Below are 12,430 nucleotides of genomic sequence, written 5' to 3'. Positions count from 1 at the left end.
TGAGCGCCCACCTACACTGGGCCGGGTGCTTGACGACTTCGACGACGCCGGCAACCCACCCACCTCCCACCGCGACCCGCAGAGGCCGCGGTGGGGTCGTCGTGTGCTCCTCGTCATCAGCTCGCTGGTCGTCCTCGCGCTGGTGGCCGCCGGGGGCTTCGCCTTCTTCCTCAACCAGAAGGCCAAGAACAACATCGTCCAGGAGGACCTCCTGCCCACCACGGGGCCGTCGGCGACGCTGCCCGACGGGTCGGTCGTCGAGCTCCCCCAGGGGGTCGGGCAGAACTACCTCATCATCGGCTCGGACGCGCGTCCCGGTGAGACCGCGAGCCGCTCGGACGTCATCGTCATCGCGCACGTGCCCGAGGACAAGAAGTCCGTCCAGCTCATCCACTTCCCGCGTGACCTCTACGTCCAGATCCCCGGGCGCAAGAAGGACAAGATCAACGCCGCCTACGCCTACGGCGGGGCGCCGCTGCTCGTGAGCACCCTGCAGAACCTCCTCGGTGTCAAGATCGACCACGTCGCCAAGACCGACTTCGAGGGCTTCCGCAACATGACCAACGCGGTCGGCGGTGTGCGGGTCTATGCCGAGGAGGCCAGCGGCGAGGGCCGCTTCGCCGTGCAGCAGGGCTGGAACGAGCTCGACGGCGACCAGGCGCTCGCCTTCGTCCGCGAGCGCAAACAGCTCTCCGAGGGCGACATCTCCCGTGGCCGCCGTCAGCAGGCGTTCATCAAGGCGCTCATGGTCAAGACGCTCACCCCGTCGGTCATCGCCAACCCGGTGACGCTGACCCGCTTCGTCGGTGCGGCCACGGGCAACCTCACCGTCGACAGGGGCCTCGACGTCGGGCAGATGCGCAGCGAGGCGATCTCGTTGCGCCACCTGCGCAGCAGCGACATCGTCTTCATCACCGCGCCCTTCTCGGGCTACGGCACCGCACCTGACGGCGGCTCGATCGACGTCGTCGACGAGGCGGGCATGGCGGCCCTGGGCAAGGCGCTGCGCACCGACACGATGGACGACTACGCCGACGTCACCGTCACGCCCTGAGGCGACGGGGCGTGAGGGTCACTCGACGCGCTTGAGCTCTGCCGAAAGGTGCGAGGTGAGCGGCTGGCCCATCGCGGCCATGTCCATGACCCAGAGCAGGTTGGACTGCACGTAGCCGTACATCCGGTGGCCCGCGGTGTACTCCTTGGCGTGCGGGCTGCGCATGACGCCGTCGGTGCGGAGCTCGACCTTGGCCGGCTGGGCCGTCCCGGCATACATCTCGACGATGCCGGTCGGGTGCGTGAGGAGCAGCTCGACGTTGGTGCCGTCCGGCGTCTCCGGCACGGGCCGCCAGAAGCCGACCTCGGTCGCGAGCGGGCGGACCTTCTCCCCCGCGTCGTCGAGCAGCCAGGTCTGGCTGTGCCACTGGAGGAACGGGCGGCCGTCGTGCCAGCAGCTGACCTCCTGGCCGAAGTTCGCCGACTCGATGGTCGGGTAGCCCACGACGCCGGCGCCGGCCCACTTGCCGACGAGCCAGGCGAGCGGGGCGAGCTCGGAGGGAAGGTTGGTGTCGAGGTGGAATGCCACGAGTGGGATCGTAGCCGCAGACCTCAGGAGGACCCATGTCCCAGCCCTCGACCGGCACCCGGCCGTCCACCCGCCCGCTCGTCGTCAAGATCACCTGCGGGGCCGAGGCCCTCGAGCGCCTCAACCAGGGCCTCACCGTCGCAGCGACCGCTCTGGCGTCCGGTGCCGAGGTGAGTCTCTGGCTCACCGGTGACGCCACGTGGGTGGCGGTCCCGGGCCGGGCCGAGGAGCTCACCCTCCCCCACGGCGCTCCGCTGCACGAGCTGCGCGACGGCCTGCTCGCCGAGGCCACCGTCACGGTCTGCGGCCAGTGCGCCGCCCGTCGCGAGATCGGGCCCGACGACCTCCTGGAGGGGGCCACGATCCGGGGCGCCGCGGCCTACGTCGAGGAGATCCTGCGACCGGACGCGCAGGCGATCGTCTACTGACAAAGGCGGCGTATGCCGTCCGCCCACCTCCGACTGATTGCCCCACGCCGAGGCACCACCCACTGATTGCCCCACGCCGAGGTCTCGCGGCGGGGCAATCAGTGGGGTCAGGGGTGCGTCAGCCGACGAAGATCGTGGCGAGGACGCCGACCGGCACACCGGTGACGAGAACCGCCGCCGCCGCCGAGGTGAGCTGGCCCCGCAGGCCGCGGATCGGGGTCAGCACGCACAGCGCGCGTCGCATGACGTGGGCGAGTCCCGCGGCGACGACCCCGAGCACGGCGCCCGCGAGGACGCCGACCTCGTCGACGAGCAGCCCGGCGACACCGCCTGCGAGCAGGCCGAGGACACCGGCGATCGCCACCATCCACGGCCGCACCCTGGCGATGGGTGCGGCGAGGTCGGTGACTGCCGAGACGGCCAGGGCGACGGCGACGACGAGGGCCACCTCCGGACCGCCGGAGGTCCGGCCGAGCGGGACCCAGGCGACGCCGATCGTCGCGAGAGCGATGCCCGCTGCGCTCACGGCGACCGACTGGGTGAGCCGCGGGCGCCCGTCCTTGCGCATGACCTGGTGGAGGAACATCGTGAGCACGGAGGCGGCGACGACGACCGGGACGTGCCGCAGGTAGGGGTCGTCCGGGGTGAACGCCACGGTCACCGGGGCGAGGACGCCGGCCACGCCGATGGCGAAGGACGAGCCGAAGCGGCTCGAGGACCCGAGGAGCTCGGGCCAGCCCCACGCGAGGGCGAGGCCGAGCCAAGCGACCGCGGCAGCGCCGAGGGCGTGGTCGGCGGCGGTGGCGAGCGCCAGGAGCAGCGCGAACACCGCGGTCGCGATGACGACGGGGACCCGCCGCTCGGTCGCGATCGGCGGCAGGACCGGGTTGCGGCGTCGCTCGTCCCGGGCAGCCCGGCGCGCGGCGCGGGACTCGCTCACGGGCTCGGACGCTTCCACGGTCGGCATCCTGCCATCACCCCCCGGCGAAGGGCGGGAGCACTTCGAGGACCTCGTCGGGGCCGACCTCGGTCTCGCGGCCGACGGCCCGACCGCCGAGCAGCACCGAGCAGACGGCGACGACGTCGCGCAGGTCGGGGTGGGCAGCCACGGCGCGGTCGAGCACGTCACCCACGGTCGGGCCGGCCTCGAGGGTCTCCTCGCTCACGCCTGCCGCCGCCCGGGCACCGGCCCAGTAGCGCAGTGTCACCGGTCTCAAGGCCCGGTGAGCGCCGTCGATCGTGGTCATGTCCACCTATTCTGTGCTGGATGGCCCACCTCCTGCTGCTGACCAACGCCTTGGCGCCGAGCGCCGAGGTGCTGCCAGCCTTGGGCCTGCTCAGCCACCATGTTCGCATCCTCCCGGCCGAGGCCACCGCCCTCATCGACGCGCCGCCTGCCGACGCCGTCCTCGTCGACGCCCGCCGCGAGCTCGCGATGGCGCGTTCGCTGTGCCGGGTCATCCGGACGACGGGGCTGTCCGCGCCGCTGTTCGCCGTGCTCACCGAGGGTGGTCTCGCCGGACTCACCCCCGAGTGGGGCATCGACGACGTGCTCCTCGACACCGCCGGCCCGGCCGAGGTCGAGGCCCGGCTGCGGCTCGCCATCGCCCGCGCCCTCGAGGAGGACGGTCCGTCCACCGACGACGTGCGGATCACCGCCGGCGTGCTCGTCATCGACGAGGCGACGTACTCGGTCAAGCTGCGCGGGCGGGCTCTCGACCTCACCTACAAGGAGTTCGAGCTCCTCAAGCACCTCGCCCAGCACCCGGGCCGGGTCTTCACCCGGGCCCAGCTGCTCCAGGAGGTCTGGGGCTACGACTACTTCGGCGGCACGCGCACGGTCGACGTCCACGTGCGGCGGCTGCGGGCCAAGCTCGGCTCCGACTACGAGGCGCTCATCGGGACCGTCCGCAACGTCGGCTACCGCTTCGTGCCCGAGGAGGCCCTCCCCGACGAGGCCGAGGCGGCGACGTCATGAGCGAGGACCTGCGACTCGAGACCGCGTCGTCACTCGACGGAGCAGCCGCCTCCGCCGACGAGGTGCTGGCCCTGGCCGCACGCGCGGCCGAGGCCGACGGTGTCGAGGCCATCTCCGAGGCGTTCCGGCTCGCCCTCACCTCCGGACGTGGCGAGGTCACGCACACCCTCGCGTACTCCGGTCAGTCCCTTGCCGGGTATGCCGCCCGCGACGCCTCCGGGTCGGCCGAGCTGGTCGTCGACCCGCCGTCACGGCGACACGGCGTGGGTCGGGCGCTGCTCCGATCCGTGCTCGACGCCGGCGCGTCGGGGGTGTGGGCACACGGGGACCTGCCGGCAGCGCAGGCGCTGGCGACGTCCGAAGGGCTCGTCTCGACGCGTGAGCTGCACGTCATGGAGCGGCCGGTGCGTGACGGCGACGACGGGGACCCCGAGCTGCCCGAGGGCTTCTCGGTGCGTGCCTTCGAGCCCGGGCGCGACGAGCAGGCCTGGCTCGACGTCAACCGGCTCGCCTTCGCCTCGCACCCCGAGCAGGGCTCGATCACGCTCGAGGACCTGCAGGAGCGCATGGCCCAGGACTGGTTCGACCCGGCCGGGTTCCTCCTCGTCGAGGACACCACCGTGACCCAGGACGGGGGCGCGCACCCGCTGGCGGCGTTCCACTGGACCAAGCGCGAGCCGGACTCCGACACAGGCGAGGTGTATGTCGTCGGGGTGCACCCGGCATACCAGGGACGTGGGCTGGCCGGACCGCTCACGGGACTCGGCACGGCACACCTCGCCCGTTCGGGCGTGACGACGATCGAGCTCTACGTCGACGGTGACAACACGCGGGCGCTGGCGACCTACCGGCGCGCCGGGTTCGAGGACGCCGCCGTGCACGTCGTCTACGGTCACTCCTCCGCGCCGTAGAGTGTGGCGGTCCACCGACCGTCCCGCGAGGGAGAGCACGTGTCCGACCCACGCCTCGAAGGCGCCGAAGCCGACCCCGAGGGCGCTGCGGCACCACCGGCGATCGCCGCCAAGGTCGACGACGTCGCCCGCAACAGCGCGGTCATGGCCCTGGGCACCTTCGGGTCGCGCATCCTCGGCTTCGTGCGCGCCGCGATGCTCACGGCCGCGATCGGTGCCGGCGTGGCGGCCGACTCCTTCACCATCGCCAACACGCTGCCGACGCAGCTCTTCGTCCTCATCAACGGCGGGCTCATCTCCGCCCTGCTCATCCCGCAGCTCACCAAGGCCATGCTCCGCCGCGACGGCGGGCAGGACTTCAGCGACCGGCTCATCACCCTGTGCCTGCTCGTGCTCGGTGGGGCGACGCTCCTCTCGGTGGCGGCGACGCCCTGGATCGTGGACTGGCTGACCAAGGACGACGCCGGTCAGGCCTTCATCAACCTCACGACCTTCATGGCCTACATCTGCATGCCGCAGCTGTTCTTCTACGGCCTGTATGCCGTCCTCGGCCAGGTCCTGCAGGCTCGCGGCAACTTCCTCGCGTTCGCGTGGGCACCGGCGTGGGCCAACGTCATCCAGATCGCCGGACTCGGCTGGTTCATCTGGCAGTGGGGCAAGCAGCCCGACGTCGCGCCGTGGACGACCGAGATGATCCTCGTCCTCGGGATCAGCACGACGCTCGGGATCATCATCCAGGGCGTCAGCCTCATGTGGCCGCTGTGGAAGTCCGGCTTCCGCTTCCGCCCGCGGTTCGGGTGGCGCGGCTACGGCTTCGGCGACATGTCGCGGATGACCGGCTGGACCGTCGCGGCGCTCCTCATCTCCCAGCTCTACGGCTTCGTCAGCACCGCCGTGATGTCACCCCGGGCCGTCGACGGACCAGCCGTCGCGGGCAACGCCGTGCAGGCCTACGCCTACAGCCTCTACATCCTTCCCCACTCGATCATCACGACCTCCATCGTCACGGCGCTCTTCCCCGCCATGTCGCGCGCGCACGAGACCGGCGACCTCGCCGAGCTGCGGCGCCGGGTCGTCAGCGGGCTCACGAGCCCCGCGGTCCTGCTGCTGCCCGCCGTCGCGGCGTTCATCGCGCTGGGCCGGCCCATGGCCAAGACGTTGTTCTGGGGCACGCGCTACGACCCGGCCCGAGGCATCGACGAGCCCGGCAGCATCGCGCTCGTGCTCGCGATCATGGCGGTGGGTCTCATGCCGTTCGGGATCACCGCGCTCAAGCAGCGCTACTGCTTCGCACGCGGCGACGGGTGGATGAACTTCTGGCTCGTCGCCCTCATGACGGCGGTCAACCTGGTCGGAGCCGGGGTGGCGTACTGGATGGCGTCCCCCGAGTACGTCGTCGCCACCGTGGCCGCCGGCGCCTCGATCGCCAACATCGTCTCGGCGGCAGCGTTCCTCGTCGTCGCCCGCCGCCAGCTCGACGGGCTCGGGATGGGTGCGGTCACGCGCCTGTGGCTGCGGCTGGCGCTGGCCTCGACGCTCGCGGGCATCGCCGGGTGGGCCGTGTCGACGCTGGTCTACGACCCGGCGAGCTCGCTCGCCGCACACGCCGTGGCCCTCGCCGTGGGCGGGCTCGTGCTCGGCGTCGTGTTCCTCCTGCTCTCCAAGCTGCTGCGGATCCGCGAGGTCGACGACATGCTCGCCCCGATCGTGCGCCGCCTGCCGATCGGCCGCTGACCCGCCGCAGAGCTGCTCAGCGGCGGGGCAGGTCGCTGTCGGCGGGCTCGCCGCGGGGGTGGAACGCCGCCTCGGGGTCGTAGTACTGGTGGAACTTGCGGTCGTAGCTCACGCCCGCCGCGAGGATCTTGGCCCACCGCACCGGGTGCTTCTCGGCGCGGTAGTGCAGCGGGTTGCGCAGCCCACCGGCCTTGATGACCCGCTTCGTGCGCGCCCACAGGTCGGGGTGGCGGGCGATGGCCCACCTGATCGTGCGCACCGGCACGACGGAGTAGACCGTCTCGGTGTCGGCCTCGACGAGCTCGAACTCGTCGGGCAGGGTGTCGTGGACGTACTCGTCGACGTACCAGGTCACCGGGTTGAAGCCGGTCCCGGTGACGTAGTAGTTCGAGCGCCCGAGGCGCGGGTTGAGCTCGAGGAACTTCGTCGTCCCGTCACGGGGGTCGTACTTGAGGTCGAAGTTCGCGTAGCCGACCCACTCGAGCTCGGCGAGCAGCCGCACGGCCTCGTCGACGATCTCGCGGTTCTGGCCGGTGAGGATCGCGGCCGGCACCCCGAGCAGGCCGGGCGCGTGCTCCTCGATGAGCGTGCGCCCATAGCTCGCGAACCGGACGCGGGAGTCCCGGTCGCAGTAGCAGGTGAGGATCCGCATGCCCGTGTCGTCGCCGGGGATCATGTCCTGGACGATGAGCGTCTCGCGGTAGCCCGACGCCTGCACCCGCCCGATGAGGTCGCGCAGCTCGTCCCGTGTCGCGACGGTGTGCACCTTGGCCTGGCCGTCGAACGTCACGGCGTTCCACGCCGCCGGGGCGGTCGGCTTGACGATGAGCGGGTAGCCCTCGCTCGGCAGCTCCGCTGCCACGACGTCGTATGCCGGGTCGCCCAGGTCGACGAACGTCGTCGCGGGGGTTGTCACTCCCGCTGCCTGCGCCGCCTCCTCGAAGGTGTGCTTGCGGGTGGCGCGCGCCAACGACTCGTCGCTGGCGTACGGCACCTTCCACGAGTCGTCGAGCCGGTCGCGCATCAGGGCGATGACGTCGACGAGCGAGTCGGAGGTGGCGAGGAGGATCTTGGGCTGCGGGAGTCCGTCGAAGGGTGCGCCGGCCAGCGTCGTCGTCAGCACGTCGGGGTCGTGGGCGTCGGAGCAGTGGACGACCTCGAGGATCGCGGAGTTCTCGACCACCCACGAGGTCGCACCCGTGACGACGAGGGACTTCACGCCGTAGGCCTCGTGGAAGGCGCGCACGAGCGAGTAGCCGCCGACGTGCGCCCCGACGATCACGGGGACGAACGGCTGGTCCGCGATCGACCCGTAGGACGTGGGACGAGCAGTGCTCTGCGACAAGGGAACTCGCTCCTCAGCGGCGCTTGTAGACGCGGACGACGAGGTCGATGAGCCGCCCCGCGAGGGGACGGAGACTCTTGGTGAACTCACCGGCATACTCGCGTCGTTCGGGGTTCCACTGGCGCTTGAACTCCTCGAGGCCCTCGGAGGCGTCGATGCCGCCGAAGTCGAAGGTCGTCACTCCCTTGGCCGCCGCGTCCTGCATGATCCGCCAGACCATGAGGTAGTTCGGGCGCAGGTTGCGGTGCTCGTTGGACGACGCGGCGTAGAGGTACGAGCCGCGGCTGCCACAGGTGGCGAAGATCGACCCGGCGAGGTACTCGCCGTCGGGGTGCTGCGCGTGGGCAGCCTCGAAGCCGGGGATCGACTCCTCCTTCTTGGCGATCTGCTCCTCGAGCTGCGCGACCTGACGGTCGGCCTTGTCGGAGGGGTACTTCTCGCGCTTGGCCTGCGCCTTCTCGAGCTGGGCGCGGGTGTCCTCGACGGCCTTGCGCGCCGACGCGGCCGCGGCGCCGTGGTCGAGCTTGACGAGGGAGACGACGATGTCGTCGGTCGGCGAGAGGACGTCGACGAGGGTCGTGAAGTAGTCCTTGCTGCGGATGCCGAAGCCGTCGCGCTCACCGGTGACCCGCATGAGCTCGTAGAAGGCGTCGATGCCGTCGCGCCCGGCCGACTCGTAGACCAGGCCCGACTTCTCGCCCTTGCGGATCGACTGGCGGGTGCCCTGCGACAGCTCCTTCTCGAGGCGGTCGAGGTCGCTGATGTCGGTGACCATGCGCAGCGCCGGCTGGGCGAGCGTCTTGGCGGCGTCCTCGCCCGGGTCGGTGCGGGTGAAGCCGCGCGACTCCAGCGCGGGTCGGACCGTCGGGTCGTCGATGCGGACAGCCGGATCGAGGCGGAGCAGGACGCCTCGGTTGGCCTTCGCGACGCGGGTCACCTCGGCGAGCAGGGCGTCGACGCTCTCGCTGTCGGACCAGTCGACGACGAACCCGCGCGGGCAGTAGGCCAGCGCCAGCGGCAGCACGGGGGTGCGCCGGAAGAGGATGAGCGCGGCACCGGTGACCTCACGTTCGCCGTCGGCGCCAGTGCCCTTGCGACCGACGGCGACGGTGCGCCAGGTCCAGCCGGTGTGCTCCTTCTCGCGGCCCCACGGCGTCGTCTGCATGAGGTGACCGTTGGGGTGGTCACGGACGAAGTCGTCGTGCTCGCGGTCGGTGAGGTCGAGGGCGGCCAGTGCCACGGAGCTCCTAGGTCAAGCCGGTCAGGGGTCGCGTCGGAGTCTATCGGCCAGGCAATCCGCTCCCGGGAGACCTTGCCGGTCGGGGTTAGGCTCGACGGGTGCGCAACGAACGCAACGAACCAGTCGGCATCCTCGGCGGGATCGGGCCGATGGCCACCGTCTACTTCATGCAGCGCGTCCTCGACCTCACCGACGCCTCCCGCGACCAGGACCACCTCGACATGCTCGTGTGGAACCACGCGAGCATCCCGGACCGGACGGCATACCTGCTCGGCGACAGCGACGAGAACCCGGGACCGGTCATGGCCGACGACGCCCGCCAGCTCGAGCGGGCCGGCGCGAGGTTCATCGCGGTGCCGTGCAACACCGCGGTCGCCTTCCAGGACGAGATCGCGTCGGCCGTCGAGATCCCCGTCCTGAGCATCGTCGACGAGACCGTCGCCGCTGCCGTCGCCGCCGTCCCCGGGCTCACGAGCGTCGGCATCCTCGCGACCGACGGCACGCTCAAGGCGGAGACCTACCACCGCGCGGCCCTGGCCGCCGGGATCGCTCCGGTCGTTCCCGACGACGTCGTCCAGAAGGACGTCATGTCGATGATCTACGACGGGGTCAAGGCGGGTATGCCGGTCGAGCGCTCCCGATTCGACGCGGCGGTCCAGCACCTGCGCACCAAGGGCGCCGGTGCCGTGATGCTTGCCTGCACCGAGCTGTCGATCCTCAAGACGGACCTGCGGGTCGAGCAGCCCGACGTCGTCGACTCGCTCGACGCGCTCGCCGCCCGCACCGTGACCATGGCCGGCGGACGGCTGCGCTGACCATGGGACGGCGGACCCCTGCGCGATCGGTGTCGTCCGCCGTTCACCTCGACCTGCCACGATGAGGCCATGACGACGTCGACGAAGCCCTCCGCCCCCGACGTCGACGGCGCCTCCGGGACGTCCCAGGCCGTCGCCGACGTGCGTGACGCCGATGCCGAGGCCCTCGACCCGGCCGGCTTCGTCAACGAGGTCTCGATCGCGAGCGCCTCCGCCGCGGAGGCCCGGGGCACCCAGCCACGCGCGTCCAACGGCCGCTTCGTGCGCACCGGCGGAGCCGACGACTCGAAGGGGCTGCCCGCGGACCGGTTCCTCGACCGCGAGATCTCGTGGCTGCAGTTCAACGAGCGCGTCCTCCAGCTCGCCGCCGACGAGAACGTCCCGCTGCTCGAGCGGGCCCGCTTCCTCGCGATCTTCACGTCCAACCTCGACGAGTTCTTCATGGTCCGCGTCGCCGGACTCAAGCGTCGCATCGCCACCGGCCTCGCCGTCCGCTCCGCCTCGGGTCTCGAGCCGCGCGAGGTCCTCGAGCAGATCTCGGTCGTGAGCCACGAGCTGCTCGCGATGCAGGCCCGCGTCTACGACGACCTCGTCCAGCCCGCGCTCGAGGACGAGGGGATCCAGGTCGTTCGCTGGGACGAGCTCTCCGGGGCCGAGCAGGAGCAGCTGGGACAGCTGTTCACCGACCGCGTCTTCCCGGTCCTCACCCCGCTGGCCGTCGACCCGGCGCACCCCTTCCCCTACATCTCCGGCCTCTCGCTCAACCTCGCCGTGCTCCTCATCAACCCCAAGACCGGCAAGGAGCACTTCGCCCGGGTCAAGGTGCCGCCGCTGCTGCCGCGCCTGCTGCGCGTCGGTGAGTCCGGCGGCTCGGCCGACGTCTACGACGTGCGCTTCGTGCCGCTCGAGGACGTCATGGCCGCCCACCTCGACCAGCTCTTCCCCGGCATGGAGGTGCACGAGCACTACACGTTCCGGGTCACCCGCAACGAGGACCTGGAGGTCGAGGAGGACGACGCCGAGAACCTCCTCGCGGCGCTCGAGAAGGAGCTGACCCGGCGCCGGTTCGGCCCACCGGTGCGGCTCGAGGTCGACGAGGACATGGACGACCACGTCATGGACCTGCTCGTGCGCGAGCTCGGGGTCACCGCCGCCGAGGTCTACCGGCTACCGGCCCCGCTGGACCTGCGCGGCCTCAACATCATCGCCGACCTCGAGCGCTCCGACCTGCACTACCCGGCGTTCGTCGCCCGCACCAACAGCGACCTCGCGCCGACCGAGAGCGCCAAGGCCCGCGACCTCTTCGCGAGCATCCGCAAGCAGGATGTCCTGCTCCAGCACCCCTACGACTCGTTCTCCACGTCGGTGCAGGCGTTCATCGAGCAGGCGGCGGCCGACCCCAACGTGCTCGCCATCAAGCAGACGCTCTATCGCACGAGCGGCGACTCCCCGATCATCGACGCCCTCATCGACGCCGCCGACAGCGGCAAGCAGGTGCTCGCCGTCGTCGAGATCAAGGCCCGGTTCGACGAGCAGAACAACATCTCGTGGGCCCGCAAGCTCGAGCGCGCGGGGGTGCACGTCGTCTACGGCATCGTCGGGCTCAAGACGCACAGCAAGCTCAGCCTCGTCGTCCGGCAGGAGGAGGACGGACTGCGCCGCTACTGCCACATCGGCACCGGCAACTACAACCCCAAGACCGCCCGCCTCTACGAGGACTTCGGTCTGCTCACCGTCGACCCGCAGGTCGGCGACGACCTCACCCGGCTGTTCAACCAGCTCTCCGGCGTCGCGCCGCGCAGCAAGTTCAAGCGTCTGCTCGTTGCCCCCCGCTCCGTCCGCACCGGGCTCATCGAGCGCATCGACACCCAGATCGAGCGCGAGCACGGCAAGGCCGGCTCGGGCTACATCGGCATCAAGGTCAACTCGATCGTCGACGAGCAGGTCATCGACGCGCTCTACCGCGCCTCGATGGCCGGGGTGAAGGTCGACGTCTGGGTCCGCGGCATCTCCGCCCTGCGTCCCGGCGTCGAGGGCCTGTCCGAGACGATCACGGTTCACTCGGTGCTCGGCCGCTTCCTCGAGCACTCGCGGGTGTTCCTCTTCGGCACCGGCGACGAGTTCGAGGCGTGGATCGGCAGCGCCGACATGATGCACCGCAACCTCGACCGCCGCGTCGAGTGCCTCGTGCGCCTCACCGACCCCCGCCACCTCGACGACCTCCGCTCACTCATGGCCAAGGGCATGAGTGAGGACTACTCCCACTGGGCCCTGAGCTCCGACGGCCGGTGGAGCCGGCGTCACCTCGACTCCGACGGCTCGCCGCTGCCGGACATCCAGGAGACCCTCATCGAGATGCACGCGAAGCGCCGACGCAAGGCCCGGCGGCGCTGAGCA

The 12,430-nt window shown here is 71.0% G+C and carries 12 protein-coding genes; 7 read left to right on the top strand and 5 right to left on the bottom strand.

What is annotated here, in order from left to right; all coding sequences use genetic code 11:
* Positions 1-25 precede the first annotated feature (25 nt).
* Positions 26-1,054, top strand: a complete 1,029-nt coding sequence (locus ACSQ11_RS08295; RefSeq protein ID WP_436004665.1) for an LCP family protein — start codon at positions 26-28, stop codon at positions 1,052-1,054.
* Positions 1,055-1,072: 18 nt separating this feature from the next.
* On the opposite strand, the gene ACSQ11_RS08290 is transcribed toward ACSQ11_RS08295, so the two are convergent.
* The gene (locus ACSQ11_RS08290) at positions 1,073-1,582 is read right to left on the bottom strand and encodes an FABP family protein (RefSeq protein WP_436004664.1); all 510 of its coding nucleotides are present in this window, start codon (positions 1,580-1,582) and stop codon (positions 1,073-1,075) included.
* A gap of 35 nt (positions 1,583-1,617) precedes the next feature.
* Here ACSQ11_RS08290 and ACSQ11_RS08285 point away from each other — a divergent pair, with 35 nt between their 5' ends.
* Positions 1,618-2,010, top strand: coding sequence for a DsrE family protein (locus tag ACSQ11_RS08285; RefSeq protein WP_436004663.1), 393 nt, complete (start codon positions 1,618-1,620; stop codon positions 2,008-2,010).
* A 118-nt stretch (positions 2,011-2,128) separates the two neighbouring features.
* On the opposite strand, the gene ACSQ11_RS08280 is transcribed toward ACSQ11_RS08285, so the two are convergent.
* Positions 2,129-2,968, bottom strand: a complete 840-nt coding sequence (locus ACSQ11_RS08280) for a hypothetical protein (RefSeq protein ID WP_436004662.1) — start codon at positions 2,966-2,968, stop codon at positions 2,129-2,131.
* Between the two features lie 16 nt (positions 2,969-2,984).
* Complete coding sequence (locus ACSQ11_RS08275; protein ID WP_436004661.1) at positions 2,985-3,257, bottom strand: MoaD/ThiS family protein; 273 nt, start codon at positions 3,255-3,257, stop codon at positions 2,985-2,987.
* 20 nt (positions 3,258-3,277) lie between these two features.
* Between ACSQ11_RS08275 and ACSQ11_RS08270 the strand changes: the two genes are divergently transcribed.
* Genes ACSQ11_RS08270 through murJ form a run of 3 tightly spaced genes read left to right on the top strand, consistent with a single transcriptional unit; the run spans position 3,278 to position 6,633 of the window.
* On the top strand, positions 3,278-3,988 hold the full coding sequence (locus ACSQ11_RS08270; RefSeq protein ID WP_436004660.1) for a response regulator transcription factor: 711 nt from the start codon (positions 3,278-3,280) through the stop codon (positions 3,986-3,988).
* Positions 3,985-4,899 (top strand): mycothiol synthase, encoded by a 915-nt coding sequence (gene mshD / locus ACSQ11_RS08265; RefSeq protein ID WP_436004659.1) that lies wholly within the window; start codon positions 3,985-3,987, stop codon positions 4,897-4,899. The genes ACSQ11_RS08270 and mshD overlap by 4 nt, the downstream gene beginning before the upstream one ends.
* Positions 4,900-4,938: 39 nt before the next feature.
* A complete protein-coding gene (gene murJ / locus ACSQ11_RS08260) occupies positions 4,939-6,633 on the top strand; it encodes a murein biosynthesis integral membrane protein MurJ (protein WP_436004658.1) in 1,695 nt (564 codons plus the stop codon).
* A 16-nt stretch (positions 6,634-6,649) separates the two neighbouring features.
* Here the strand turns inward: murJ and ACSQ11_RS08255 are convergent, their stop codons facing one another.
* Both ACSQ11_RS08255 and ACSQ11_RS08250 read right to left on the bottom strand, forming a co-directional pair.
* Positions 6,650-7,978 carry a hypothetical protein gene (locus ACSQ11_RS08255; RefSeq protein WP_436004657.1) on the bottom strand — a complete coding sequence of 443 codons (1,329 nt, stop codon included), beginning with the start codon at positions 7,976-7,978 and terminating at the stop codon, positions 6,650-6,652.
* 13 nt (positions 7,979-7,991) lie between these two features.
* Positions 7,992-9,218, bottom strand: coding sequence for a lipid II:glycine glycyltransferase FemX (locus ACSQ11_RS08250; RefSeq protein WP_436004656.1), 1,227 nt, complete (start codon positions 9,216-9,218; stop codon positions 7,992-7,994).
* Between the two features lie 98 nt (positions 9,219-9,316).
* Here ACSQ11_RS08250 and ACSQ11_RS08245 point away from each other — a divergent pair, with 98 nt between their 5' ends.
* Entirely contained in the window at positions 9,317-10,033 is a 717-nt protein-coding gene (locus tag ACSQ11_RS08245; RefSeq protein ID WP_436004655.1) for an aspartate/glutamate racemase family protein, read from the top strand.
* A gap of 69 nt (positions 10,034-10,102) precedes the next feature.
* On the top strand, positions 10,103-12,427 hold the full coding sequence (locus tag ACSQ11_RS08240; protein ID WP_436004654.1) for an RNA degradosome polyphosphate kinase: 2,325 nt from the start codon (positions 10,103-10,105) through the stop codon (positions 12,425-12,427).
* Positions 12,428-12,430: the final 3 nt, after the last annotated feature.

This window comes from Knoellia sp. LjRoot47 (genome assembly GCF_964253435.1).
Taxonomy (GTDB): Bacteria; Actinomycetota; Actinomycetes; order Actinomycetales; family Dermatophilaceae; genus Knoellia.
This window is presented reverse-complemented; position numbering and strand designations above follow the sequence as displayed.